22 protein-coding genes are annotated in these 25,120 nt (G+C 74.8%); 7 read left to right on the forward strand and 15 right to left on the reverse strand.

What is annotated here, in order from left to right; all coding sequences use genetic code 11:
* Window positions 1-947: 947 nt before the first annotated feature.
* From BKI49_RS08885 to BKI49_RS08910, 6 genes are read left to right on the forward strand one after another with little or no spacing between them, the layout of a single operon-like run.
* Entirely contained in the window at window positions 948-2,162 is a 1,215-nt protein-coding gene (locus BKI49_RS08885; RefSeq protein ID WP_373557529.1) for an ADP-ribosylglycohydrolase family protein, read from the forward strand.
* A 7-nt stretch (window positions 2,163-2,169) separates the two neighbouring features.
* Window positions 2,170-3,330, forward strand: a complete 1,161-nt coding sequence (locus BKI49_RS08890; RefSeq protein WP_095933659.1) for an ADP-ribosylglycohydrolase family protein — start codon at window positions 2,170-2,172, stop codon at window positions 3,328-3,330.
* On the forward strand, window positions 3,327-4,721 hold the full coding sequence (locus tag BKI49_RS08895) for an ADP-ribosylglycohydrolase family protein (RefSeq protein ID WP_095933660.1): 1,395 nt from the start codon (window positions 3,327-3,329) through the stop codon (window positions 4,719-4,721). The genes BKI49_RS08890 and BKI49_RS08895 overlap by 4 nt, the downstream gene beginning before the upstream one ends.
* The gene (rbsK, locus tag BKI49_RS08900; RefSeq protein ID WP_095933661.1) at window positions 4,718-5,629 is read left to right on the forward strand and encodes a ribokinase; all 912 of its coding nucleotides are present in this window, start codon (window positions 4,718-4,720) and stop codon (window positions 5,627-5,629) included. The genes BKI49_RS08895 and rbsK overlap by 4 nt, the downstream gene beginning before the upstream one ends.
* Entirely contained in the window at window positions 5,626-6,918 is a 1,293-nt protein-coding gene (locus BKI49_RS08905; protein ID WP_257004667.1) for a CaiB/BaiF CoA transferase family protein, read from the forward strand. The genes rbsK and BKI49_RS08905 overlap by 4 nt, the downstream gene beginning before the upstream one ends.
* A complete protein-coding gene (locus BKI49_RS08910; RefSeq protein ID WP_095933662.1) occupies window positions 6,915-7,751 on the forward strand; it encodes an HpcH/HpaI aldolase/citrate lyase family protein in 837 nt (278 codons plus the stop codon). The genes BKI49_RS08905 and BKI49_RS08910 overlap by 4 nt, the downstream gene beginning before the upstream one ends.
* Window positions 7,752-7,820: 69 nt before the next feature.
* Here the strand turns inward: BKI49_RS08910 and lgt are convergent, their stop codons facing one another.
* The 11 genes from lgt to hisI form a co-directional block, all read right to left on the reverse strand.
* A complete protein-coding gene (gene lgt, locus BKI49_RS08915; RefSeq protein ID WP_095933663.1) occupies window positions 7,821-8,879 on the reverse strand; it encodes a prolipoprotein diacylglyceryl transferase in 1,059 nt (352 codons plus the stop codon).
* A gap of 120 nt (window positions 8,880-8,999) precedes the next feature.
* Complete coding sequence (locus BKI49_RS08920) at window positions 9,000-9,779, reverse strand: DsbA family protein (protein WP_095933664.1); 780 nt, start codon at window positions 9,777-9,779, stop codon at window positions 9,000-9,002.
* Window positions 9,780-9,913: 134 nt separating this feature from the next.
* Window positions 9,914-10,729 carry a tryptophan synthase subunit alpha gene (trpA, locus tag BKI49_RS08925; RefSeq protein ID WP_095933665.1) on the reverse strand — a complete coding sequence of 272 codons (816 nt, stop codon included), beginning with the start codon at window positions 10,727-10,729 and terminating at the stop codon, window positions 9,914-9,916.
* Window positions 10,726-12,018, reverse strand: coding sequence for a tryptophan synthase subunit beta (trpB, locus tag BKI49_RS08930; protein WP_095933666.1), 1,293 nt, complete (start codon window positions 12,016-12,018; stop codon window positions 10,726-10,728). Before trpB ends, trpA begins: the two co-directional genes overlap by 4 nt.
* Before the next feature lie 337 nt (window positions 12,019-12,355).
* Entirely contained in the window at window positions 12,356-12,586 is a 231-nt protein-coding gene (gene trpM / locus BKI49_RS08935) for a tryptophan biosynthesis modulator TrpM (protein WP_095933766.1), read from the reverse strand.
* Window positions 12,587-12,699: 113 nt separating this feature from the next.
* Window positions 12,700-13,509: an indole-3-glycerol phosphate synthase TrpC gene (gene trpC, locus BKI49_RS08940; RefSeq protein WP_095933667.1), complete on the reverse strand. Its 810-nt coding sequence runs from the start codon at window positions 13,507-13,509 to the stop codon at window positions 12,700-12,702.
* Between the two features lie 159 nt (window positions 13,510-13,668).
* Window positions 13,669-14,118 carry a DUF2752 domain-containing protein gene (locus BKI49_RS08945; protein WP_095933668.1) on the reverse strand — a complete coding sequence of 150 codons (450 nt, stop codon included), beginning with the start codon at window positions 14,116-14,118 and terminating at the stop codon, window positions 13,669-13,671.
* Between the two features lie 93 nt (window positions 14,119-14,211).
* Window positions 14,212-14,442 (reverse strand): HGxxPAAW family protein, encoded by a 231-nt coding sequence (locus tag BKI49_RS08950; protein ID WP_095933669.1) that lies wholly within the window; start codon window positions 14,440-14,442, stop codon window positions 14,212-14,214.
* Window positions 14,443-14,599: 157 nt separating this feature from the next.
* Entirely contained in the window at window positions 14,600-15,253 is a 654-nt protein-coding gene (locus BKI49_RS08955; RefSeq protein WP_095933670.1) for a TIGR02234 family membrane protein, read from the reverse strand.
* Between the two features lie 106 nt (window positions 15,254-15,359).
* A complete protein-coding gene (locus BKI49_RS08960; protein ID WP_095933671.1) occupies window positions 15,360-16,838 on the reverse strand; it encodes an anthranilate synthase component I in 1,479 nt (492 codons plus the stop codon).
* 11 nt (window positions 16,839-16,849) lie between these two features.
* The gene (gene hisI / locus BKI49_RS08965; protein WP_095933672.1) at window positions 16,850-17,251 is read right to left on the reverse strand and encodes a phosphoribosyl-AMP cyclohydrolase; all 402 of its coding nucleotides are present in this window, start codon (window positions 17,249-17,251) and stop codon (window positions 16,850-16,852) included.
* 142 nt (window positions 17,252-17,393) lie between these two features.
* On the opposite strand from hisI, the gene BKI49_RS08970 reads away from it, so the two are divergent.
* A complete protein-coding gene (locus tag BKI49_RS08970; RefSeq protein WP_095933673.1) occupies window positions 17,394-18,029 on the forward strand; it encodes a TIGR03085 family metal-binding protein in 636 nt (211 codons plus the stop codon).
* 47 nt (window positions 18,030-18,076) lie between these two features.
* Here the strand turns inward: BKI49_RS08970 and BKI49_RS08975 are convergent, their stop codons facing one another.
* The 4 genes from BKI49_RS08975 to BKI49_RS08990 all read right to left on the reverse strand — a co-directional run bounded on the left by BKI49_RS08975 (window position 18,077) and on the right by BKI49_RS08990 (window position 24,951).
* Window positions 18,077-19,498, reverse strand: coding sequence for a PucR family transcriptional regulator (locus BKI49_RS08975; protein WP_095933674.1), 1,422 nt, complete (start codon window positions 19,496-19,498; stop codon window positions 18,077-18,079).
* A gap of 113 nt (window positions 19,499-19,611) precedes the next feature.
* Window positions 19,612-21,645 (reverse strand): helix-turn-helix transcriptional regulator, encoded by a 2,034-nt coding sequence (locus tag BKI49_RS08980; protein WP_257004669.1) that lies wholly within the window; start codon window positions 21,643-21,645, stop codon window positions 19,612-19,614.
* A 643-nt stretch (window positions 21,646-22,288) separates the two neighbouring features.
* Complete coding sequence (gene bdeA / locus BKI49_RS08985) at window positions 22,289-23,254, reverse strand: bis(hydroxyethyl) terephthalate hydrolase (protein WP_095933676.1); 966 nt, start codon at window positions 23,252-23,254, stop codon at window positions 22,289-22,291.
* Window positions 23,255-23,718: 464 nt separating this feature from the next.
* Entirely contained in the window at window positions 23,719-24,951 is a 1,233-nt protein-coding gene (locus BKI49_RS08990) for an MFS transporter (protein ID WP_179332377.1), read from the reverse strand.
* Window positions 24,952-25,120: the final 169 nt, after the last annotated feature.

Here is a 25,120-nt window from a genome sequence, read left to right on the forward strand (position 1 = left end):
CGGGAGCCAACCCGGCGCCCGCCGCCACCCCGGAAACCACACCCCCGGCGCCGCGCGCACCGGGCGCCGACCCGGCGCCCGCCGCCCCCGAGACCACACCCCCAGTACCGGCCGCAGCGGGAACCACCCCAGGACCCGCCACCATGCCGGAAGCCACGCCCGCACCACCGGCCGCACCGAAGACAAACCCACCGGCACCCCTCGCCGCACCGGAGACCACCACGGCACCCGTTGCCGTTCCGGAGACCACCCCGGCCTCCAGGCCGAAGGTCACGTCCGCACCACCCGCTGCACGGCAGATCACCCCCCGCCCCGCTGCCGTCCCGGAGACCACCACGGCACCCGCCGTCGCCCCGGAACCCGCGCCCGCACCACCCACCGCGCCGGACACCACCCCGGCACCCCTCGCCGTCCCGGAGATCACCACCGCACCCGCCGCCGTCCCGGACACCACCCCGGCACCCCTCGCCGTCCCGGAGATCATCACCGCACCCGCCGCCGTCCCGGAGGTCACCACCGCACCCATTGCCGGGCAGGAGTCCATCCCACCCGCCGCACCGAAGGCCACGCCCGCGCCTCCCACCGTGCCGGACACCACCCCGGCACCCCTCGCCGTCCCGGAGATCATCACCGCACCTGTTGCCGTTCCGGAGGTCACCACCGCACCCATTGCCGGGCAGGAGTCCATCCCACCCGCCGCACCGAAGGCCACGCCCGCGCCTCCCACCGCGCCGGACACCACCCCGGCACCCCTCGCCGTCCCGGAGATCACCCCGACGCCCACCGCCGTCCCGGAGACCACCACCGCACCCGTTGCCGTCCCGGAGGTCACCACCGCAGCCACCGCCGTCCCGGATACCGACCCGGCGCCTCTCGCCGCGCCGGAGATCACCACCGCACCCGTTGCCGCCCGGGTGACCACCCCCGCACCCGGCGCCCACGAGGCCGTGCGCGGGCGCTCCGACGGTCCGGTGCGGATCGTCGTCGCGGAAGGCCTCGCCGCGGAGCCCGGCCGCGAGGTCCGTGCGGGCGTGGCCCGGCGGCCGCGCATCCGTCGCATCGAGGGGCTGCTCCTCGGGCTCGCCGCGGGGGACGCGGCGGGATGGCCCGCGGCCCGGCACCGGGCCGCGCGGATGCCCGAGTGGACGCGGCGGCTGACCCGGGAGCTGGACACGTTCGCGGAGCAGAACGCGACCACGACGCTGCCCGTGCCGATCGCGCTCAACCAGCCGCCGGAGCCGCTCAGGCTCGGCCCGTCGGACGACGCGGAGTGGGCGGCGTTCGCGGCGGAGGCCGTGCTGCGCGCCGGAGAGGGCGCCGCGCTCGGCGACCTGAGCCGGGAGCGGCGGATGCGGGCGTCCATCGACCTGTCGTGGAACGCGATCGCCAGCGAGGTCGCCGCCGCAGCGGAACGCGCCCCGGAGGTCGAGTCCGCCCTGCTCCCGCTGCGCGCCCGGATCTCCGTACGGGCCGGGCTCGGCAACCTCGCCACCGGACTGCGCCCACCGGCCACCGGCCACGACAATCCGCACTACTTCGACGACGCGGCCTGCGTCCGGGCCTGTGTGCTGGCCGTGGCCCACCCGGGCGACCCCCGACTCGCCGCCGAACTCGCGGAGTTCGATGCCCGCTACACCCAGGACGGCGACGGTGTGCACGGCGCCCGGGCGATGGCGGCGGCACTGGCGCTGGCCCTCGCCGGGGCCGACGTCGACGCCTGCGCGGACGCCGCGCTCGCGGAACTCCCCGAGTCGACGGAGATCGGCCGCAACGCCCGGCACGCGCTCACCCTCGCGCGTGCCAGCGAGGGCACGTTCGCCCTGGTCCCGCTGCTGGAACACCAGATCGTGGATCACGTGTACAGCTACGGCATCGCCGCCGCCGAGACCGTCCCGGTGGCCCTCGCCCTGGCCACCGCCGCGCGCGGCCGGATCGCCGAGGCGGTGCCGGCCGCCGCCTGTCTGTCCCGGGTCGCCGACTCCGCCCCGGCGCTCGCGGGCGCGCTGACCGGAGCCCTCGGCGGGGGTGCGGCGATCCCCGCCTCCTGGCGCGACGCCTGCCGCACGCTTTCCGGCTGTGCGCTGCCCCGGCTGACCGGGACGGACCTCATCGGACTCGCCGATCTGCTCGAAGCGACGGAACTGGCCCACCCAGAGGGATGATTCGGGCATGACGCCCAAAGGAGAAGGAACGGTAACCCTCGACGAACGGATCACCGGAGCCCTCGTCGGAGCCGCCGTCGGCGACGCGCTCGGCGGCCCCGTCGAGGGGTACTCCCCCGAGCAGATCACCGAGCGCCACGGCGGCCGGGTGCACGGCATCGTCGGCCCCTGGAACGGCGACGCGTGGCGCACCGCCCGCCCCATCGCCCCGTACCACAAGGGCGACGGACACGTCACCGACGACACCTTGATGACCCATGCGCTGGTACGGGTGTACGCCACCGTCCGCGACCACCTCGACGCGTACTCCGTCGCCGAGCACCTGGTGCCCGACCTCATGGGCACCCCCCGCTGGGTTCCCGAACTGGAGGCCGAGGCGCTCCCCCTGCAACGGATCTTCCTCGCGGAGAAGTGGCTGGTGGCCCGGCTGCACTACGGCCACGTGGACCCCCGCGAGGCGGGCACCGGCAACATCGTCAACTGCGGTGCGGCGATGTACATGGCCCCGGTCGGCCTGGTCAACGCGGCGAACCCGGCCGCCGCGTACGCCGAGGCGCTCGACGTCGCCGGCGCCCACCAGTCGTCGTACGGCCGCGAGGCCGCGGGCGTCTTCGCCGCGGCGGTGGCGGCGGCCTGCGCCCCCGGGGCGACCCCCGCCTCGGTGGTCGACGCCTGCCTGGCTCTGGCGAAGGACGGCACCCGCGACGCCGTCGCGGCGGTCTGCGAAGTCGCCGCCCGCCACACGGACTTCGAGTCCGCGCTGGCCCCGCTGCGCGAGGCGGTGGCCCCCTACGACACCGTCGGCCCCGACTACCGCGCCCCCTCGCTGGGCGCCCGCCGTCCGTCACGCCTGCACTCCATCGAGGAACTCCCCGTCGCCCTCGGCATGTTGGTGGTCGCGGGCGGCGAGTACCGGCACGCGGTCCTCGGCGCGGTCAACTACGGACGCGACTGCGACTCCATCGCCACCATGGCCGGGGCCCTCGCGGGCGCCCTCGGGTCCGAGGTCCCGCACGACTGGGCGAAGACGGTGGCGGAGTCGAGCCGCCTCGACCTGGACGGACCGGCCAGAACGCTCGCGGAGGTGACCCGGGAGATCTTCGAGCGGGACGTGCGCCGCCGCCGGGCCCACGAATCGGCGTACGCGGCTCTGGCGGGACCACGGTGACCGGCTCCGCCGGGCCGCCGGCGCAGGCGCTCCGGCTGACCTGGGTCCAGCCCGAGGACCTCCTCGGCCACGAACTGCACCAGGCGGCCCAGGACGGCCGCTCTCCCGCGGCCGTCGCGGCCCGCTGGCGCGCGGCGGGCGGCCCCGAGGCCCCGCTGCGCGCGGGTTCCTCCCCGACCCCCGTCTCCCCGTACCTGCGGGTCCTGGCCGAGGACCTGCTCGACGAACTGGCGGACCTGCCCAGCACGTCGGCGCACCAGGAGCCGACCGGCCTGCCGAGGATCAGAGCCCACTGCGCGGACTGGCCGGCGCCGCCACCGGTGCCGCCGCCGGTCCCCGGCCAGGCCCGCCTCGAAGCGGCCTGGCTGGGCAGGGCGGTCGGCTGCCTGCTGGGCAAACCGGTGGAGAAGCTGCCTCTGCGGGGCATCCGGGAGCTGGCCCGGGCCACCGGGAACTGGCCCCTGCACACCTGGTTCACGGCGCGCGGACTGCCCGGGCACCTCAAGGAGGCGTACCCCTGGAACAAGCGCTCCGCGCCCACTTCCCTCGCCGAGAACATCGACGGCATGCCGGAGGACGACGACCTCAACTACCCGCTCCTGAACCTCCTGTTGCTGCAACGCCACGGCAGGCGGTTCACCACCGCGGACGTGGCCCGGCTCTGGCTGGACGAACTCCCCGCGGGCCGTACGTTCACCGCGGAACGCGTCGCCTACCGCAACCTCCTGTCCGGTATCGAACCCCCGCGGACGGCCCGCCACCGCAACCCGTTCCGCGAGTGGATCGGCGCGCTGATCCGCGCCGACGTGCACGGCTGGACCAACCCCGGTGATCCGGGCGCCGCGGCGGCACAGGCCCACCGGGACGCCACCCTCACCCACACCGCCAACGGCGTCTACGCGGCGATGTTCACGGCGGCGGTCATCGCCGAGGCGGCCGGCGGGGCGAGCGACGTCCACCGGTGTCTCGGCACCGGACTCACGGTCGTGCCGCCCGGCTCCCGACTGGCCCGCGCGGTCCGGCACGCCGTCCGGCTCGCCCGTTCGACGGACGATTTCGACACGGTCGTCGACGAACTGCACGCCGTCCACCACGACTGCCACTGGGTGCACGCCGTGCCCAACACCGCCCTGATCGCCGCCGCCCTCACCCACGCGGACGGCGACTTCACCGGCTCCATCTGCCGGGCGGTGTCGGGCGGCTGGGACACCGACTCCAACGGCGCGACGGCCGGCAGCGTCGCGGGCCTCCTCGCGGGCGACCCCCTGGCCCTGCCCGACCGCTGGACCAGCCCCCTGAAGAACCGGCTCGCCACCTCGATCGCCGACTTCGACGGCATCGGCTTCGACACCCTCGCCCACCTCACACAACGGGAGATCCGTCGCCCATGACCCACATCGCCGTGCTCGGCAGCACGAACATGGACCTCGTCGCGTACGTCCCCAAGGCGCCGCAGCGCGGGGAGACCGTGACGGGACGGGAGTTCCGTACGATCCCCGGTGGCAAGGGCGCCAACCAGGCGGTGGCCGCGGCGCACGCGGGCGCCGACGTCTCACTGATCGGCGCGGTGGGCGCGGACGCCTTCGGCAGCCAGCTCCGGTCCACGCTGGAGCACTCAGGCGTGGACACCGACCACCTGCGCACCACCGAGGGCCCGTCGGGCACCGCGCACATCGTCGTCGACGACGAGGGCGGCAACGCCATCGTCGTCGTCCCCGGCGCCAACGGCACGGTCACCGCCCTCGCCCCCGGCGACGAGGGACTCATCGCCACCGCCGACGCCCTCCTGCTCCAGCTGGAGATCCCGCTCGACGCCGTCGTCGCGGGCGCCCGGGCCGCGCGCCGGCACGGCGTCCGTACGATTCTGACCCCCTCCCCCGCCCAGCCCCTGGCAGCCGAACTGCTCGGTGCCATCGACCTGTTGCTGCCCAACGAGCACGAAGCCGCCGCGCTCACCGGCGTCACCGACCCGTACGAGGCCGCCGCGGTCCTGCTCGAACAGGTCCCGCAGGTCGTCGTCACCCTGGGCGCGGCGGGCAGCCTGTACGCGGCCCGGGGCGCGCGGCCCCTCACCGTGCCCGCTCCCCGGGTGACCGCCGTGGACTCGACCGGTGCGGGCGACACCTTCGCGGGCACCCTCGCCGTGGCGCTCGCCGAGGGCCGGGAGATGCCGGAGGCGCTCGTCTGGGCGTCGGCGGCCGCGGCGCTCTCGGTGCAGCGGCCGGGGGCGTCCTCCTCGATGCCGTACCGCTCGGAGATCGACGCCCAGGCCGCGCAGTCGAACGGTGCGCGCTCATGACCGCGCGCCCGGCCCGACCGGCGGGCCCGCACGGCACCGGTCCGGTGAGCGCGCACCCGGAGCGCACAGGGCCGGCCCATCGCGCGAGCGCCCGACCGGAACGCGACGGCCCGCTCGCCGGGCTGCGCGTCCTGGACCTCGCGACCCTCTTCGCCGGACCGCTGGCCGCCACCATGCTCGGCGACTTCGGCGCGGAGGTCATCAAGGTGGAGCATCCGGCCAAACCGGATCCGTCGCGAGGTCACGGCCCGTCGAAGGACGGCGTCGGCCTGTGGTGGAAACTCCTCGGCCGCAACAAGCACACGATCACGCTGGACCTGTCCAAGCGCGGCGGCCGCGCGACCCTGCTCCGGCTCGCCGCCACCGCCGACGTGATCGTCGAGAACTTCCGCCCCGGCACGCTGGAGAAGTGGGACCTGGGCTGGGACGAACTGTCGGCCGCCAACCCCCGTCTGCTGCTGGCCAGGGTCACCGCGTTCGGCCAGTTCGGCCCGTACGCGCACCGCCCCGGCTTCGGCACGCTCGCCGAGGCGATGAGCGGCTTCGCCGCGGTCACCGGCGAGCCCGACGCGCCGCCGGTCCTGCCGCCCTTCGGGCTCGCCGACTCGATCGCGGGCCTGGCGACGGCGTACGCCGTGATGACCGCGCTGCGGGCCCGCGACCGCACCGGCGAGGGCCAGGTCATCGACATGGCGATCATCGAACCGATCCTGACCGTCCTCGGCCCGCAGCCCATCTGGTACGACCAGCTCGGCCACGTCCAGCCGCGCACCGGGAACCGCTCCGCGAACAACGCCCCCCGCAACACCTACCGCACGGCGGACGGCTCCTGGGTGGCGGTCTCCACGTCGGCGCAGTCGATCGCGGAGCGGGTGATGCGGCTGGTCGGACGCCCGGACCTGATCGACGAGCCGTGGTTCGCGACGGGCGCGGACCGGGCCCGGCACGCGGACGTCCTGGACGAGGCGGTCGGCTCGTGGATCGCCCGGCACGACCGCACCGAGGTCCTGGAGGCCTTCGAGAAGGCGGAGGCCGCGGTGGCCCCCGTGCAGGACGTGCGGGACGTGATGACCGACCCGCAGTACGCGGCCCTGGACACCGTGACCACCCTCGACGACCCCGACCTCGGACCGCTGCGCATGCAGAACGTCCTCTTCCGGCTCTCCGGCACGCCGGGCGCGATCCACTGGGCGGGCCGCCCGCACGGCGCGGACACGGAGCGCGTCCTCACCGAGCTCGGTCTGACCGGGGCGGAGATCGGCGCGCTGCGGGCGGAGGGCGCTCTGTGACCGCGGAGTTCCCCCTCACCTGGCTGTACGCCCCCGGGGACCGTCCCGCCGTGGTCGCCAAGGCCCTGGCCTCCGGAGCGGACGTCGTGCTGGTGGACCTGGAGGACGCGGTGGCCCCGGACCGCAAGGCGTACGCCCGCGAGGCCACGGCCGACCTGCTGTGCGATCCGCCGCCCGTCCCGGTCCACGTCCGCGTCAACGCCCTGGACAACCCGCTGACGGAGACCGACCTCAAGACCCTCTCCCCGCTCCCCGGTCTGTCCGGCATCCGGCTCCCCAAGGTGACCTCGCCCTCCGACGTCGCACGGGCCGCGCTGGAGGCCACGCCCGCCGACGGCGCCGCGATTCCCCTGTACGCGCTCCTGGAGACGGCGCTCGGGGTGGAGCACGCCTTCGCCATCGCCTCGTCGCACCGGGCACTGCACGGCATCGCCATCGGGGAGACCGACCTGAGGGCCGACCTCGGCGTCCGCAACGACACGGGCCTGGACTGGTCGCGCGCCCGTGTGGTCGTGGCCGCGCGTGCGGCGGGCCTGCCCCCGCCCGTCCAGTCGGTCTACCCGGACATCCGTGACGTGGAGGGGCTGGCCTCGTCCTGCGGTCACGGCCGCACACTGGGTTTCCTCGGGCGTGCGGCGATCCATCCCCGCCAGCTGCCCATCATCGAGCAGGCCTATCTCCCCACCTCGGCGGAGATCGACTCGGCCGAGGCCGTCGTGAAGGCCGCCGAGAGCGACGCGGGCGCCCAGGCCCTGCCCGACGGCCGGTTCGTCGACGCGGCGGTGGTGATGGCCGCCCATCGCACCCTCGCGCTGGCGCGCCGTCTGACGTAGCGGGCCCGGCCCGGCACACGAAGGGGGCGCCGCGTCCCGGACGCGGCGCCCCCTTCAGGGTTCGGAAGGTCAGCCCTTCTTGGCCGACCTCGCCTCGTCGGCGGTCGCCGACTCGACGTCCTCGACGGCGTCGGTGTCGCTGTCGGCGGACTCACCGGGTCGGTCGGCGTCCGCGTCGGCGGGCTTCGCCCGGTCGGCGGAGTCGTCCGCGTCCTTGGCGGAGTCGTCCGCGTCCTTGGCGGAGTCGTCCGCGTCCTTGGCGGAGGCCTCGGTGGCCGCGGCGGTCTCGCCGTCCTTGTCGTCGGGGGTGTCCGCGCCAGGCTCCACGACGGCCTCCCGGCCCGGACGGCGGCGCGCGGAGATCACGATGTACAGCACCGCGAGCAGGAAGACCACCATCGCGGTCCAGTCGTTCAGACGCAGGCCGAGGATGTGGTGGGCGTCGTCGACGCGCATGTACTCGATCCAGCCGCGGCCGACGCAGTAGGCGGCTACGTACAGCGCGAAGGCGCGCCCGTGGCCCAGCCGGAAGCGGCGGTCGGCCCAGATGACCAGGAGACCGACGCCGATGCACCACAGCGACTCGTACAGGAACGTCGGGTGGTAGTAGCCCGGGACGCGGCCGTCCGTGGAGGAGGTGATGTGCAGCGCCCAGGGCAGGTCCGTGGCCTTGCCGTACAGCTCCTGGTTGAAATAGTTGCCCCAGCGCCCGATGGCCTGCGCGAAGGCGATGCCGGGGGCGATGGCGTCGGCGTACGCCGGCAGCGGGATGCCGCGGCGGCGGCAGCCGATCCAGGCGCCGACAGCGCCGAGCGCGATGGCACCCCAGATGCCGAGCCCGCCCTCCCACACCTTGAAGGCGTCCACCCAGTCACGGCCCTCGCTGAAGTACAGCTCGTAGTCCGTGATCACGTGATAGAGCCGGCCTCCGAGGAGACCGAAGGGGACGGCCCAGACCGCGATGTCGGCAACGGTGCCGGATCGCCCGCCCCGGGCGATCCAGCGCTTGTTGCCGAGCCAGACGGCCACGAAGACGCCGATGATGATGCAGAACGCGTACGCGCGCAGCGGAATGGGGCCGAGATGCAGCACACTGCGCGACGGGCTGGGAATGAAGGCAAGTTCCATGGCAGGGTCGACGCTACCGTGCCGGACCTCACCTGAGGCAAGAGGCCCGGCAACGGGTCCATAACGTGCGGCTGCCCCCGGGCCGGGCGGCGGGCCGGGGGCAGCGGGCGTGCGGGGACCTCAGGACTTGTTCTCCGCCTCCACCAACTGCTTCAGCTTGGCGGGCGTCATCGTCTGGTCCGCATAGATGTTCGTCGCGCCCAGCAGCACGGTCGGGGTCGAGTGCAGACCGTTGTTCTGGAAGGCGGTGTTCGACTTCACGACCCAGCTGTCGTGCGTCCCGTCATTGACGCACTTGCGGAAGGCCGGGGTGTCCAGGCCGTCGACCTTGCCCGCCAGCTCGATGAGCTTGGCGTTGTCGGCGAAGGCGTCGTCGGTCTCCTTGGGCTGGTTCTCGTAGAGCACGTCGTGGTACTCGGTGAACTTGCCGGCGTCCTGGGCGCAGGCCGCGGCGTTCGCCGCGCGCAGGGAGCCGCTGCCGCCCATGTTCCCGTCGATGAGGGTGACCAGGTGGTACTCGACCTTCAGCTGTCCGGCGTCGACCAGCTCGTGGATCGTGGGCCGGTACATGGCCTCGAAGGCCTGGCAGGCGGGGCAGCGGAAGTCCTCCCACACCGTGAGGGTCGACTTGGCGCCGTCCTTCCCGACGGGGATGGCGAGACCGTCCTTGCCGGTGGCTCCCGACGGCGACACGGCCGGTCCCGCCGTGTCGGTCTTCTTGGTCTCCTTGCCGGAGTTGGCGGCCAGGACGCCGACCACCGCGGCAAGGGCCAGGACGCAGACCACCGACGCCCCCACGATCAGCGCGCGCCGGCGCTTCTCCGCGGCCTTCTGCTTCTCTCGCTCGACCGCCAGCCGCTCGCGGGCATTGCGCTTTACGTCACGGTTGTTCTCGCTCACATCCGGCAGAACGAACCGGGGAGGCGCAGCGCGCCTCCCCGGTCCCAGGTCCACCCCTTCGAGTGAGCGGATTGTCCGTTACGCACCTGTCGGGGGCCGGCGCGACAGCTCCGCCGGCTCCCCCGGTGCCGGCCTCACGCCTTCTTGCGCACGCCCTCGGCGAGATCGCCCGCGAGGGCGCGCACGGCGTCGAGACCTGCGGCCTCGTCCGGCGCGTCCAGCATCCGCTGCACGAACGCCGAGCCGACGATCACGCCGTCGGCGAACCCGGCCACCTCGGCGGCCTGGGTCGCGTTGGAGACGCCGAGGCCGACGCAGACGGGCAGCTCGGTGGTGGCCCGGGTGCGCCGCACCAGGTCCTGCGCCTGGGCGCCCACCGACTCGCGGGTGCCGGTGACGCCCATCAGCGAGGCGGCGTACACGAAGCCGCTGCCCGCCGCGGTGATCTCGGCGAGCCGGGCGTCCTTGCTGCTGGGCGCGACGACGAAGACGGTCGCGAGGCCGTGCTTCTCCGCGTGCTCCCTCCACAGCGCCGACTCCTGGACGGGCAGGTCGGGCAGGATGCAGCCCGCGCCGCCCGCCTCGGCGAGCTCGGCGGTGAAGCGCTCGACGCCGTAGCGGTCGATGGGGTTCCAGTACGTCATCACGAGGACGGGCTTCCCGGTCGCCTCGAAGGCCTCCCGGACCGTCCGCATCACGTCGGCGATCTTGACGCCGCCGCGCAGGGCGATGTCGTCGGCGGTCTGGATGACGGGGCCGTCGAGGACGGGGTCGCTGTGCGGCAGGCCCACCTCGACGACGTCCGCGCCGCCCTCGAAGACGGCCTTGATCGCGGCGATGCCGCCGTCGACCGTCGGGAAACCGGCCGGCAGGTAGGCGATGAGGGCGGAGCGCCCCTCCGCCCTCGCGCCGGCGAGGGTGTCACTCAACAGCTGGATGTTGCCGCTCACTTGGCGTCCCCCTCGATCTCGGCGTTCTCACCGGCCGCGTCCGCGGGGACGACCGCGTCGGTGCCTTCGTCGTACAGGCCGAAGTAGCGGGCGGCCGTGTCCATGTCCTTGTCTCCGCGGCCGGACAGGTTGACGACGATCAGCCCGTCCCTGCCCAGCTCCTTGCCGACCTCCAGGGCCCCCGCGAGCGCGTGGGCGCTCTCGATGGCCGGGATGATCCCCTCGGTGCGGGAGAGCAGGCGCAGCGCCTGCATGGCCGCGTCGTCGGTGACGGCGCGGTACTCGCCCCGGCCGCTGTCCTTGAGGTAGGAGTGCTCGGGGCCGATGCCGGGGTAGTCGAGTCCGGCCGAGATCGAGTAGGGCTCGGTGATCTGCCCCTCCTCGTCCTGGAGCACGTACGACCGCGATCCGTGCAGGATGCCGGGCTCGCCGGCGGTCAGGGTCGCGGCGTGCTCTCCGGTCTCCACCCCGTGCCCGGCGGGCTCGCAGCCGATCAGGCGGACGTCCGCGTCCGGGATGAAGGCGTGGAAGAGCCCGATGGCGTTGGAGCCGCCGCCGACGCACGCGACGGCGGCGTCGGGGAGGCGTCCGGCGCGCTCCAGGATCTGCCGCCGGGCCTCGACGCCGATGACCCGGTGGAAGTCGCGCACCATGGCCGGGAAGGGGTGGGGGCCCGCGACGGTGCCGAAGAGGTAGTGGGTGCGGTCGACGTTGGCGACCCAGTCGCGGAACGCCTCGTTGATGGCGTCCTTGAGGGTGCGGCTGCCGGACTTCACGGCGATGACCTCGGCGCCGAGCATCCGCATCCGGGCCACGTTCAGCGCCTGGCGCTGGGTGTCGATCTCGCCCATGTAGATGGTGCATTCGAGATCGAAGAGCGCGCAGGCGGTCGCGGTGGCGACGCCGTGCTGGCCGGCCCCCGTCTCCGCGATGACGCGCGTCTTGCCCATCCGTTTGGTCAGCAGGGCCTGGCCGAGCACATTGTTGATCTTGTGGGAGCCGGTGTGGTTGAGGTCCTCCCGCTTCAGGAAGACTCGGGCGCCTCCCGCGTGCTCGGCGAACCGGGGCACCTCGGTGAGCGAACTCGGCCGTCCGGTGTAGTGGACGAGCAGGTCGTCGAGCTCGCGGGCGAACTCGGGGTCCGCCTTCGCCTTGTCGTACTCGACGGCGACCTCGTCCACGGCGGCGACGAGCGCCTCCGGGATGAACTTGCCGCCGAACGCGCCGAAGTAGCCCTCGGCGCTGGGAACTCGACCCTCCGGGTCGGGAATGAAGAACTCGCTGGGCATGCGATTACCTCGCAGGGGCTGTCGCCCCGGTTGAAGGCCGGTCAGTGGTCACGTTAGCCACGTACGCCCGCGATGTGCCCACGGCACGGGGCCGAGCCGTCCCGTCCCCCCTCCACGGCGGACGCCCCGCCGCAGGGCGGCCGGGCGGACCGGACGGGTCACCGGTGGGGTGGGGAGGTCCGCCACGACGGCATGCGGCCGTGCGGCGGAGATCGGCGGTGCCGCGCCGGGCGGAGCCACTCGACGGCGGGACGGGCGGAGCCCGCCCTTCGCCCGGAACCGCGCCCGGCGGTGTGCCGGGGCGGATCTCCTGGAGTGGCCGGTGCCGGCCTCCGGCTCAGACCGCCCGAAGGGAGGACGTGGCCGGAAGGGGCGCGAGCGCGCGTACGCGCTCGGGCCATCGCATGCCGTTGACCTGGCCCGGCTCGTCGCCGATGACGTAACGGACCCGACGGCCGTGCACACGCCGCGCGGGCGCCCGGCAGCCGCGCGGACGGCAGCCGCGGGCGAGGCGGGCGTACGGGTCCCGGACCGCCGAGGCGGGGGACGGTGCCGCGGCGGAGCGCACGGCGGGCCGGCCGGTGTGTGTGCTCCCGCGCCCCGGGCGTGCCGCCTCACCGTCGGGGCGGAGGCCCGGACGGGAGTCGGCGACGGCGGAGGGCGCGACGGACACGGGGCGGGTCAGTCCCGTCCGTGGCGCAGCGCGGGGTGGGCCCCGGCCGCGACGAGGTCGGAGACCGCGGTCTTCGGGTCACGGCCGGTCACGAGCGACTCGCCCACCAGGACCGCGTCGGCGCCGGCGTTGGCGTACGCGATGAGGTCGTGCGGGCCGCGGACGCCGGACTCGGCGATCTTGACGATGGAGTCGGGGATCTCCGGCGCGACGCGCTCGAAGGTCGTGCGGTCGACCTTCAGCGTCTTCAGGTTGCGCGCGTTGACGCCGATGACCTTGGCTCCCGCGTCCACCGCGCGCTCGACCTCGTCCTCGTCGTGCACCTCGACGAGCGGGGTGAGCCCGATGGACTCGGCGCGCTCGATGAGGGACTCCAGGGCGGGCTGGTCGAGGGCGGCGACGATCAGCAGCACGAGGTCGGCGCCGTACGCCCGGGCCTCCCACAGCTGGTACGACGTGACGATGAAGTCCTTGCGCAGGACCGGGATGTCCACGCGGGCGCGGACGGCCTCGAGGTCCGCGAGCGAGCCGCCGAAGCGGCGCTCCTCGGTCAGGACGGAGATGACGGCTGCGCCGCCCGCCTCGTAGTCCGCGGCGAGGCCGGCCGGGTCGGCGATCGCGGCCAGCGCGCCCTTGGAGGGGCTGGATCGCTTGACCTCGCAGATGACCTTGACGCCGTCACCGCGCAGGGCCGCCACGCCGTCCTTGGCCGCCGGAGCCTTCGCCGCGCGCTCCTTGAGCTCGTCGAGGCTGACGCGCGCCTGCCGCTCCGCGAGGTCGGCACGGACTCCGTCGATGATCTCGTCGAGCACGCTCACGCGAGCGGCCCCCTTCCTGCGGTGGAGGGTTGAAGCAGTCGACCCGGGGTGCACCGTCCCGGACGGTTCGGACGGGTCACTTGTGATGGTATCCGGAGGAAGGCGTAGGCCTTGCATCCGGTTGACGCCGGTCCCACTACCTGGACGTTTGCCCGTTGATCAAGGATGCAACCAGCCGCCGAACGGCAGGTTCCGGACAACGGTGAAGACCAGTACCAACGCGCCCAGGCTCCACAGGTGGACCGGTCCGAGATCCAGCCGCACCGGCCGTCCGCGGACCGAGCGGACCACCCAGACGGCCCACACCGCAGCGAAGACCAGGTATCCCGCGACGGCGAGCACGTTGTCGGTGAGCGCCGTCGCGATGTCCCCGTGGACGAAGGCGTGCGCGCTGCGCAGACCTCCGCAGCCGGGGCAGTACACGCCGGTGAAGCGCAGCAGCGGGCAGACCGGGTAGTGGCCGGGCTGGTTCGGGTCGACGGCCCCGACGTACGCGAAGGCACCGGCGACAGCGGCCAGCACCCCACCGGGGACGAGGAGCCGGCGCAGCACGTCCGGAAGTCCGGCCGCCCGCGTCACCCTCTGGGTTTCTGCGTTCACCCCACGCATTGTGCCCCTCTCCCGCGTCGCGCGCCTGTCACGCGAACGCGAGAGGCGGCCCCGGCCGTGCCGGGACCGCCTCTCGGGAGGTTCGCGGGGCGGTCAGCCCTGGGCACCCGCCGTCTCGCGGACCGGGGTGGACTTCTGCTGGCCGAGGCCCGCGGACTTCATGATGAAGCCGACGACACCGCCGAGCGCGACGACGACCATGCCCGCCCAGAAACCCAGCGGCTGGGCCATCACCATGAAGGCACCCGCGACGCAGAAACCGATGAAGGCGATGATGACACCGGTCCAGGCGGCCGGGGTGTGACCGTGGCTGCTGCCCGCCATGACTTGCTCCTCGTTGCTGTATGCGTATGTGAGTCGGACGCTCACGTCCATTGTCCCGTACTCGGACGCGAGCCGTGAGCGGGGGGTCAGTCCTCGCGCGCCGCCTGTGCCGGTGCGTGACCGGTGCGCGGGGCGGGCCGGGGACGCGGCGGAGTGCTCAGGTCCCGGCCGGGTCCGGACCCGTCGGGTCCTCGCCGCGGTCGAGCGCCTTCCACAGGTCCTCGGGGCGGTCGGGGTCGACCGGCTTGGCCTTCCGCGGCCGGGGCGTCCCGTCCCGTTCGTAGCGGCCCGACATCGCGGGCCACAGGCGGCCGTAGCGCAGCGCGAGCAGCCCCGCGAGGAGGAGCAGCGCCCCGCCCGCCGCCGCGACGTACGGCCAGGCGGTGTGGCTGAGCGCGTCGGCGGTGGCGGCGGTGTTGCCGGACGCGGCGGCGGCCTTCTCGTCGAGTGCGGAGCTGTCGCCCGCGCCGAGCACGGCCGCGACGACGGTGCCCGCGCCGGAGAGGGCGAGCAGCGCGGAGACGAGCAGGCGCCCGGAGCGGCGTACGGCGAACACGGCGACGAGCGCGGCGAGGCCGACTATGGCGAGCGCCGCGGGCACGCCCGTGACGTCGCTGCCCTTGGCGGTCAGCGGGAAGTCGCCGCCGGCCACCGTCGCGGTGCCCTCCGCCCAGCTGCGCCGGGTGGACAGCAGGGCCACGGCCGCGCCGAGCGCGCCGCTGAGCAGGGCCACTCCGAGGCTGCGGCGGCCGGACCCGGCGGGGCCGGCGGCTTCGGATCGGGGGTGAGGTACAGCAGTCACGTACTCCACTATCGCCTGAACCCCGGGCGAACCGTCACCCGGGGTTCACGTGAGCCTCGTCCTATTGCCGGGAGCCGGACGGTCCGGCGGCCCCCGCGGCCGGGGGCCAACGGCGCTACCGGCCCAGGCGGTTCGCGGTGTGCACCGCGCGCAGGACGGCCGCCGCCTTGTTGCGGCACTCGTGGTCCTCGGCGACCGGGTCGGAGTCGGCGACGATGCCCGCGCCCGCCTGGACGTACGCCGTGCCGTCGCGCAGCAGGGCCGTGCGGATCGCGATGGCGGTGTCGGAGTCGCCCGCGAAGTCCAGATAGCCCACGCAGCCGCCGTACAACCCGCGCCGGGACGGCTCCAGTTCGTCGATGATCTGCATCGCGCGCGGCTTGGGGGCTCCGGACAGGGTGCCCGCGGGGAAGCAGGCGGCCAGGACGTCGAAGGCCGTACGCCCCCGCGCGACCCGCCCCGTCACGGTCGACACGATGTGCATGACGTGCGAGTACCGCTCGATGGACATGAAGTCGACGACCTCGACCGAGCCGGGTTCGCAGACCCGGCCGAGGTCGTTGCGGCCCAGGTCGACGAGCATGAGGTGCTCGGCGCGCTCCTTGGGGTCGGCCATCAGCTCGTCGGCGAGGGCCTGGTCCTCCTGGACGGTGGCGCCGCGCGGCCGGGTGCCCGCGATGGGGTGCACCATCGCCTGCCCGTCCTCGACCTTGACCAGGGCCTCGGGGGACGAGCCGACGACGTCGAAGCCGTCGAAGCGGAACAGGTACATGTACGGCGACGGGTTGGTCGCCCGCAGGACGCGGTACACGTCCAGGGCGCTCGCCGTGCAGGGCGTCTCGAAGCGCTGGGAGGGGACGACCTGGAAGGCCTCGCCCGCCCTGATGCGCTCCTTGATGTCCTCGACGGCGTCCCGGAAGTCGGCGCCGCCCCACAGGGCGGTGTACTCGGGCAGTTCGGAGGGCGGGAGCGCGGCGGGCGGCTGGGACACCGCGCGCGAGAGGTCGGCCTCCATGGCGTCGAGGCGGGCGACGGCGTCCGCGTAGGCCTCGTCGACGCCGGTGTCGAGGTCGTTGTGGTTGATCGCGTTGGCGATCAGCTGGACCGAGCCCTCCCAGTGGTCCATGACGGCCAGGTCGCTGGTGAGCAGCATGGTCAGCTCGGGCAGCTTCAGGTCGTCCCGCTCGCCGGGTCCGATCTTCTCCAGGCGGCGCACGATGTCGTAGCCCAGATAGCCGACCATGCCGCCGGTGAACGGGGGCAGGCCCTCGCCGTGCGGGGTGTGCAGCGCCTCGATGGTGGCGCGCAGGGCGGCCAGCGGGTCGCCGTCCACGGGGACGCCGACGGGCGGGGTGCCGAGCCAGTGCGCCCGCCCGTCCCGCTCGGTGAGCGTCGCGGCCGAGCGGACGCCCACGAAGGAGTAGCGGGACCAGGAGCGGCCGTTCTCCGCGGACTCCAGGAGGAAGGTGCCGGGGCGCTCGGCGGCGAGCTTGCGGTAGAGCGCGACCGGCGTGTCGCCGTCCGCGAGGAGCTTGCGGCTGACGGGGATCACACGGCGGTCCGTGGCCAGCTTGCGGAAGGTCTCGAGGTCCATGGCGGCTGACCCTACTGATCCAGTGACGGTACGCCGGAATCGGCGTCCTTGAGCAGGACGTCGGCGTCGAAGCAGGTGCGGGCGCCGGTGTGGCAGGCCGCGCCCACCTGGTCGACCTTCACCAGGAGCGTGTCGGCGTCGCAGTCCAGGGCCACGGACTTCACGTGCTGGACGTGGCCGGAGGTGTCGCCCTTGACCCAGTACTCCCGGCGGCTGCGCGACCAGTACGTGCAGCGGCCCGTGGTGAGGGTGCGATGCAGCGCCTCGTCGTCCATCCAGCCGAGCATGAGCACCTCGCCGGTGTCGTACTGCTGGGCGATGGCGGGGACGAGCCCGTCGGCGCTGCGTTTGAGGCGCGCGGCGATCTCGGGGTCCAGGCCGCTGGGGCTGCTGGGCTGAGGCGTGCTGGTCATGGGTGCCATTCTGCCGCGCCGCGACGGCGCGTCCCGCCGTCGTCCACGGGCCGGACGCCGGCCGTGCCGTCCGGCGCGGGCACGCCGTCCCGGCGGCCGGTGTCCACTGGGCGGACGGAGGGGGCGGTCGTAGGCTTGCCGCATGTCGACCCATGCCAAGCGTGAACGACTTCTCCTGGCCGATCTGTTGGAGGCCGTGGGCCCGGACGCCCCGACCCTGTGCGAGGGCTGGAACGCCCGGGACCTCGCCGCGCACGTGGTGATCCGCGAGCGCCGCGCGGACGCCGCCGGCGGAATCCTGATCAAACCGCTCGCAGCGCGGCTGGAGCGGGTGATGGCGGAGTTCGCCGAGAAGCCGTACGAGGAGCTGATCCAGCTGATCCGTACGGGTCCGCCGCGGTTCTCGCCGTTCTCCCTGAAGCAGATCGACGAGGCGTCGAACACGGTCGAGTTCTACGTCCACACCGAGGACGTGCGGCGCGCGCAGCCCGACTGGACGCCGCGCGAGCTGGACACGGTGTTCCAGGACGCCCTGTGGTCCCGGCTGGAGCGGACGGCCCGGCTGGCCGGCCGCGGCTCCCCGACCGGCCTGGTGCTGCGCCGCCCGGACGGCCAGACCGCCGTCGCGCACAAGGGCACTCCGGTCGTGACGGTGACGGGTGAGCCCGCGGAGCTGCTGATGTTCGCGCTCGGCCGGCAGCAGGTGGCCGATGTGGAACTGGACGGCGACAAGGACGCGATCACGAAGCTGCACGAGGCGAAGCAGCTCGGGATCTGACCCGGCCGGCGGACGGGCGGTCCGCCCGCGCCGCCCACGGGTGTCCGTCAGGGGTCCAGCAGGTTGCGGGCGGCCAGGGCGAGCGAGAGCTCCACGACGTCCGCGGGCCGGGTCAGGGAGCGGCCGGTGAGCTGCTCGCAGCGGCGCAGCCGGTTCAGGACCGTGTTGCGGTGGCAGTAGAGCCGGCCGGCGGCACGCTGGGCGGAGCCGTCGCAGGCGAGCCAGGCCGTCAGGGTGTCCAGCATGATGTCCCGGTCGGAGACGTCCAGCCGCAGCAGCGGGCCGAGGACCCGCTCGGCGAGCGCCGCCCCGAGGGCCGGAGCGGAGACGACGAGGGCGGCGGGCAGGTGCTCCTCAAGTACGACGGTCCCCCCGGAGCGCGGGCAGGCCCGGAGCGCCGTGTCGGCCAGGCGGCGGGCGTCGCCGATCGCGGCGAGGCCCTCCACCACCGGGCTCACCCCTATCCGGGAACCGGGCGGGGAGGACAGCAGGCGGGCGATCTCTCCGGCGTCCGCGTCGGTCTCGTGCATCCGGGCGTGCTCCCCGTCGGGGCCGTCGCCGCCGCCCGGGCCGCCGGCGTCCGGCACGGCTGCCGTGCGCTCCGGGCCCCGGGCGCCGAGACCGGCGTCGTGGCCATGGCCGGGCTCGCCCCCGCCGTGGGGCACGTCGAGGTCACCGCCGAGCAGGACGATCCCGTAGCTCCCGCCGCCGTCGCGATCACGGGACCACAGGACGCGCAGGCCGGGCAGGTGCAGCCGGGCCCGTACGTCCGCACCCGCCCGGACGGCGGGCGGGCGGGCCAGCACGACGGCGTACCGGCCCGCTTCGGGGAGCCCCAGGGCGGCCGCGGTGGCGGGCAGGTCGGCGATGCGCGCGGTGCCGTCCAGCAGCGCGGTCGTCATCAGCCGCAGCTTGTTCTCCCGGCGCCACATCAGCTCGCGCTCGGTCTGGCGGTAGGCGTCGGCGACGATCGCGCAGTGGTCGTCGACGAAGTTCCACACGTCGGCGGCCACGTGCACGAGCAGCCGTACGTCGGCGGGGTCGCGGCGGGCCGTCTCGTCGACGAGCCCCTGCCAGACCATGCCGCCGCCCAGCCGGAAGGCGCGCAGCAGGGCGTCCAGCGGGAGGCCGTCCTCGGCGCGGGCCCTGCCGATGGCCCAGGAGCAGCGGCGGGCGGCCTCGCGCAGCTCGCCGGGCCGGATGAGGGATCCCACGTTGAGCCGCAGCGAGCGCTGCACCTCGTCGCGCACGTTCTCCGGGTCGGTCCGCACGGCCGTGCGGTAGGCGGGTTCGCACTCGCTCAGGAGGGTCATCAGGCGTTCGGTGAGCTCGGGCAGCCCCGCCATGAGCGTCCGGGCCGCGCGGTGCAGTACGGAGAGTGCCTCCGCGTCGACGGCCGGGCGTGCGGCGGGTACCGGGGGCCGCGGTCCGGGCAGGGGCCGGACGTGGGCGGGTACGAGGTGCTGCATCGCTGTCCTCCACCGGAGTCGGCTCGGTCCGGCCGGCCCGGTGCGCCGACGCGCGGCACACGGGTGCTCCGGACCTCCTGATCCCGCAGGATGACATACCGCCCGGTCGGTACCTAGGGGTGTGCGATGGTCTTCTCGGCCCGGTCCACCAGTCGGGAGAGCTCGACGCGGGAGCGGATCCCCAGGACGGCGAAGACATTCCGCAGGTGGTGGTCGACGGTGCGGGGACTCACGGACAGGCTGAGCGCCACCTCACGATTGGTGGCGCCCTCCGCCACGCACCGCGCGATCCGCAGCTGCTGGGGCGTCAGCAGCGCCAGCGGGCCGGACGGTTCACGCGGTGCGGCGTCCCCGGTGGCGCGCAGTTCGGCCCGTGCCTGCGCGGCCCAGCCGAGCGCGCCGCCCCGCTCGAAGGAGACCAGCGCGTCACGCAGACGGCCGCGGGCCTCACCCGGTCTGCGCCGCCGTCGCAGCCACGCCCCGTACAGCAGCTGGGTACGGCCGCGTTCGAAGTCCCCGGTCGCCTCCTCGTGGCGGGCCAGCGCGGCGGCGAACAGCGCCTCGCACTCCTGATGGTCGCTCAGCAGGGCGCGGCAGCGGGCGAGTTGGGCCGGTGCCTGCGGGTCGGCGCCCTGACCGGCCCACCGGGCGAACTCGGCCACCGCCGCACGGGCGGGCTCCGCCTGGCCGGTGCGGGCCGCCGCCTCCACGAAGCAGGGGACGGCGAGCATCCGCACCGCGAAGTGACCGCGGCGCGGACCGGGTCCCACCAGCGGGCCGAGTCGCGCGGCGGCCTCGGCCACCCGGCCGCGGGCCAGGTCGGCGCGGGCCCGCGCCCATTGGGCGAGTGTGGCCGCCTGCGCGAGTCCGTGGGGCGCGGCGACACGTTCGGCGGCGTCGGCGTGCTCGGCGACGACGTCCGCGGAACCCTCGACCGACGCCACGAGCGCGAGGATCGCGTGGTGGTGGGCCGCGAGGTTGTCCTGGCCGGCGTCACGGGCGGTGCGCAGCCCCTCCTCGGCGTGGGCGCGGGCACGGGCGTGCCGGCCGGCGCGCAGTTCGGCGTAGGCCAGGCGTTCCAGCGCCTGGGCGACGAGCAGGCGCGGGCCCCTGGCCCGGGCGACGGCGAGGGCACGGGAGTTGGCCCGGCAGGCGGCCGGCAGATCGCCCGCCACCAGGGCGGCGCCCCCGGCCCGCAGGAGCGTCTCCGGGCCCTGCGGGGTGGTGCAGGACGCGCCCGCCACCACCTCTCGCAGCCGCTCCCGTCCGGCCTCCAGACGTCCGTGCATCACCTCGGTCATCCCCTCCCGGTACGCCGTGAGCCGACGGTCGGCGTCGGTGCCGGGCTGTACCGGAGCGGGTTCCAGGGCCTCCAGGCAGGCCGCCGCGTCACCCGTCGCCCAGGCCGCCTCCATGGCGGCGAGCCGGGCGGCCTGCGCACGGCTCGCGTCGGCGGGAGCCAGCAACTCGGCCGCCAGGAGCAGCGCTTCGCGTGCGTCGGCGACCGGGCCGTCCTGGAGGGCGAGCCGTCCGCCGACCAGTTCGGCCGCTCCGCGCACGGCGTCCCGCGCACCCTCGTACCCGGCCTGCGCCAGCAGGTCCCGCGCGCGCCGCGGCAGCCCGGCCAGCCGGGCGTGCTCCGCGGCGTGGATCAGACGGAGGGCGCGCACACCGTCCTCGGCGGCGAGTTCGGCGGACCGCGCCCAGGCCGCCGACAGCTCCGCGGAGTCCGTCCCGACCGGCGCCCGGGCCGCGGCGGCGGCGAGGGCGTCGCCGCGGCCGGGTGCGGGTGCCGTGGCCGCCGCGGCCCGGTGGAAGAGCACGGGCAGCACATGCGGGCCCCCGGCATGGGCCTCGGCCAGCAGACGGTGGGCCTCGCGCCGCCGGGCGGGCGGCGCGGTCGCGTAGAAGGTGCGGGCCGTGCGCGGGTCCACGATGCCGATCCGGCCTCCGGTGAGCCGGACGAGGCCCGCGGCCTCCGCCGCGTCGAGGACACCCGTGTCGAGCCCGCCCGCACCGGCGGCTCTGCGGACCACCGCGGCGTCCACTGCGGCGCCCCTCGCGCCCCGCTCCCCCTCCGCAGCCGCCAGCAGCATCAACTCGCCCTGCCCGGGAGGCCGTTCACCGGGCCACACGGCATCGCCCACGGCGGCCGGCACCGCGGAGCCGGAGGGCGTGGTGGAGCTCGCGGCGCCGGCCGACCCCCTGCGGCGGGAGCCCGGCGGTGTGTCGGTCCGGGTGGGGTCGTCCGCATCGAGTGCCGATGGGGCGGCAGAAGGCGGGCCGGTGCGGCCCCGCCCGCTCTCCGCCCGCGCCGTCGGTGGGTCCGGGAGGGGCGCCGCCGTCGCATGCGCCGCCGGGACCGCCGTCGCGTCCACCGCCGGGGGCGGCGGCATCGGCGGCGCCGTGCCGTCCTCCGGCGGTTCGGTGCCCGCGGCGGTCGGCGCCCCGGGCGCACGGCTCCGGCTCGATGGATCCGACACCCCCCGCACGGGTGGGGGTGACGTACTCCGGCCCGCTGTCCGGAGTGGACTTCGCGCAGTCGTCATTCCGGTCACGAGCGTCACGTTACTTCCGCGTAAACGAAGGCGGAAGTGCCGGGTTCGCTTGCCCCGCACGCCCGGAGGCCCCCTGTGACCAGGGAGAAGAGGGCCGTCGGGGAGGCACGGGGCGGGCGCGGGATGGGCGCGCTCCCAGACCCGGCGCACCCTGCCTGTGCGCACGCACAAGCAGTGCGCCCCGGGTGCCGTGAGGGCACCCCGGGCGCGGACTCGACGACTCCGGGACGGGTCAGGAGGTGTGCGGGCAGTTGCCTCGGTACTCGTCGATCGTGAGGGACGGCCGCGGCAACGGGCAGAGGAACTGCTCGTAGCGGGTGTCATTGTCGATGAATCGCTTCAGCCACGAAATGCTGTACTTCGCGATCGTCGTGTTCGAGCTGTTGGGCGTGAAGTGGGTGGCGCCGTTGAGCTCCAGATACGCCTTGTCGAGCGAGCTCGGCAGGCTCTCGTAGAAGGGCTCGGAGTGGGTGGCGACCGGTGCGATCGTGTCACCGTCGGCGCCGACGATCAGGGTCGGCGTCTTGATCTCCGGCCAGGTCTTGTCCAGGTTCCAGCCGGTCAGCGGGATCGCCGCCTGGAGCGAGGGACGGCTCTTCGCGGCCTCCAGCGTGCCGCCGCCGCCCATCGAGTGCCCCATGACGCCGAGCCGGCTGCTGTCGATCCTGGTCCGCACGGAACTGCTCTGCGTCAAGTAGTCGAGCGCGGCCAGCAGTTGACGGCCCCGGCTGTCGGGCTGGTCGAGGGTGGTGAGGGTGTCGATGGTGAACACCACGAAGCCCTGCGAGGCGAGCCGGGGTCCGAGCCAGGCGATGGACGACTGGTACGCGGTGTACCCGGGCGAGATGACGACCGCGCCGAAGGTGCCGTCGCTGGTCGAGGTCGGGTAGTAGACGGTGCCGCCGCCGAATCCGGACACGGACAGCGAGGAGACGGTGGTCTGCGAGACGGCGTACGACCCGCGGGCCGCCTCGATGCTCGCCTCGGTGGGCGCGGGGCCGCGCTCGTACGGGTTCGCGGCGGCCGCCTGCGCCGGGGCGGCCTGCGCTCCGGCGGCCTGCGCGGCCACCAGGCCTCCCGCGGCCAGGAGCACCGCGAGGCCGGCCCGTACGAGACGGTTCGTGGACCGGTGCGAGCGCGGGGCGGAAGGGTCGGGGCCGACGGGTGCGGCGGGGGAGGCGTTGTTCGGCTGCTGCACGGCGGGTGCGTCCTCTCGGTGAGGGGCGACGGACCCGCGCCGCGGGTCGGTGCGCGGCCGGGGCGTGGGTGTCGGACGGCGCACGCTCCGAAGCGGCGGGGTCCGTCTCGGTGGGTTGCGGTGGCAACTGTCCGCCCGTGCCCCGGCCGCGCACATCGGCAGAATCACCGGCCTTGGCCCGCACCTGTGTCCGCGCCCCTTCCTCCCGGGGGTCCATTGGTCCGCACCTTGTGCCCGCGCCCGGCCCTCCCGGGGTCCCGTGGCCCACGCCCGGCCCTCCCGGGCTCCCGTGGCCCGCGCCCGGCCCTCCCGGAGACCCGCGGCCCGCACCCGTACCCACGCCCGACCCTCCCGGAGACCCGCGGCCCCCACCCGTACCCACGCCCGACCCTCCCGGAGACCCGCGGGCCACGCACCACACCGGTGACGGCAGCGGCGACGGCGCAGGTCCGCCGGGGCGGTGTTCAGCGGGGCAGTTCGGCGCGGCGCAGGTCGCGGACGCAGAGGGTGACCACCCCGCCGAGGCCACACACCGCGGCGCTGACGACGAAGACGGGCCCGGTGCCCCACCAGCCGATCGCGGCGGCGGTCAGCGGCATGCTCAGCGGGGCGAGCCCCAGGCTCCCGATGGTGGCGACGGAGCTGACCCGGCCGAGGAAGGCGGGGTCGGCGTGGGTCTGCAGCAGCGCGCCGCACAGGGCACCGCTGAGCCCGGCGAACAGGCCGACGACCAGGGCGACTCCGACGGCCGCGGCCACGGTCGGCACGAACGCGAGCCCGCCGATGGCGACCGAGCCGGCGAGGATCGCCACCGCGGCCACCCGGCCCGCGTACGGCAGCCTGCCGCGCACGGTGAGGAGCAGGGCCGCGGCGCCCGCGCCGATCCCGAACCCGGCGAGCACCCAGCCGATGCCGGAGGCCCCCCAGCCGCGCCGGTCGGCCAGCAGGGTCAGGCCCACGTTGAGCGGCCCTACGAAGCCGAGATCGCCGAGCGCGATGGCGACCACGAGGGGCGCGAGGACCCGATGGCGCCGGATGTAGCCGAGGCCCTCGCGCAGGTCACGCCACGGGGTGCGCTCCGCGGCCGCGTCGTCGGCGGGCAGTTCCCGCACGCGGACGGAGACCAGCAGCGGCACGGACAAGGCGATCAGCGCCCCCGCGAGCCCGAACGCCGCGGCGGCGCCGCCGAGCGCGACGCCGAGGCCGCCGAGCGGGGCGCCGGCGACGTTGGCGAAGCGGATCGCGAGGCCCCTCATGCCCTGGACGCGGGCCAGTTGACCGCGGCTCGTGATGCGGGCCGGGAGGGCGCCGACGGCGGGCATGAAGACCGCGTCGACGGTGCCGAAGACGAGGCCCAGCAGGGCCAGCGGCCACAGCCCCGGGGAGGTAGCGAACAGCAGGGCCGCCACCGCCAGCACGGCCGCGCAGCGCACGGCGTCGCTCCCGATGACGACCTTCCGCGGTCCGAACCGGTCGGCGACCACTCCCCCGCCCAGCATCAGCAGGGCCCGCGGAATCGCGCTGACGGTCATCACGAGACCGGCCTGCGCGGGTGTCCCGGTCTGCACGGCGGCCCAGGACAGCGCGATGTAGTAGACGTTGTCGCCGATCATCGACGAGGTGTAGGCGCCGAGCCAGCGCAGTACGTTGCCGTCGCGGTGGGCGGGGCGGGCTTCGGCGGCGGGGGCCGGTGTCATGACGGTCGTGGTCACGGTCCAGGTCCTCTCAGACGCTGAGACGAGCACGGAAGGAGGCATGTGCGGGGTACGGGCCGGGAGCAGGTCCCGGGACGCGGGCGAGGTGCCGCGCGGGCGCGGCTCTCGCGCCGGACCGCGTCGCGTGCCGGACGAGGTCCCTGCGAGGGGG

It is taken from the genome of Streptomyces sp. Tue6028 (genome assembly GCF_002300165.1).
Lineage (GTDB): Bacteria > Actinomycetota > Actinomycetes > Streptomycetales > Streptomycetaceae > Streptomyces > Streptomyces siamensis.

What these genes read in the sequence shown, in the direction of transcription:
- BKI49_RS08890 (WP_095933659.1), top strand. Translation starts at nt 2,170, where the DNA reads ATGACGCCCAAAGGAGAAGGAACGGTAACCCTCGACGAACGGATCACC.
- rbsK (WP_095933661.1), top strand. Translation starts at nt 4,718, where the DNA reads ATGACCCACATCGCCGTGCTCGGCAGCACGAACATGGACCTCGTCGCG.
- BKI49_RS08905 (WP_257004667.1), top strand. Translation starts at nt 5,626, where the DNA reads ATGACCGCGCGCCCGGCCCGACCGGCGGGCCCGCACGGCACCGGTCCG.
- lgt (WP_095933663.1), bottom strand. Translation starts at nt 8,879, where the DNA reads ATGGAACTTGCCTTCATTCCCAGCCCGTCGCGCAGTGTGCTGCATCTC.
- trpB (WP_095933666.1), bottom strand. Translation starts at nt 12,018, where the DNA reads ATGCCCAGCGAGTTCTTCATTCCCGACCCGGAGGGTCGAGTTCCCAGC.
- BKI49_RS08945 (WP_095933668.1), bottom strand. Translation starts at nt 14,118, where the DNA reads ATGCGTGGGGTGAACGCAGAAACCCAGAGGGTGACGCGGGCGGCCGGA.
- BKI49_RS08950 (WP_095933669.1), bottom strand. Translation starts at nt 14,442, where the DNA reads ATGGCGGGCAGCAGCCACGGTCACACCCCGGCCGCCTGGACCGGTGTC.
- BKI49_RS08960 (WP_095933671.1), bottom strand. Translation starts at nt 16,838, where the DNA reads ATGGACCTCGAGACCTTCCGCAAGCTGGCCACGGACCGCCGTGTGATC.
- hisI (WP_095933672.1), bottom strand. Translation starts at nt 17,251, where the DNA reads ATGACCAGCACGCCTCAGCCCAGCAGCCCCAGCGGCCTGGACCCCGAG.
- BKI49_RS08970 (WP_095933673.1), top strand. Translation starts at nt 17,394, where the DNA reads ATGTCGACCCATGCCAAGCGTGAACGACTTCTCCTGGCCGATCTGTTG.
- BKI49_RS08975 (WP_095933674.1), bottom strand. Translation starts at nt 19,498, where the DNA reads ATGCAGCACCTCGTACCCGCCCACGTCCGGCCCCTGCCCGGACCGCGG.
- BKI49_RS08990 (WP_179332377.1), bottom strand. Translation starts at nt 24,951, where the DNA reads ATGACACCGGCCCCCGCCGCCGAAGCCCGCCCCGCCCACCGCGACGGC.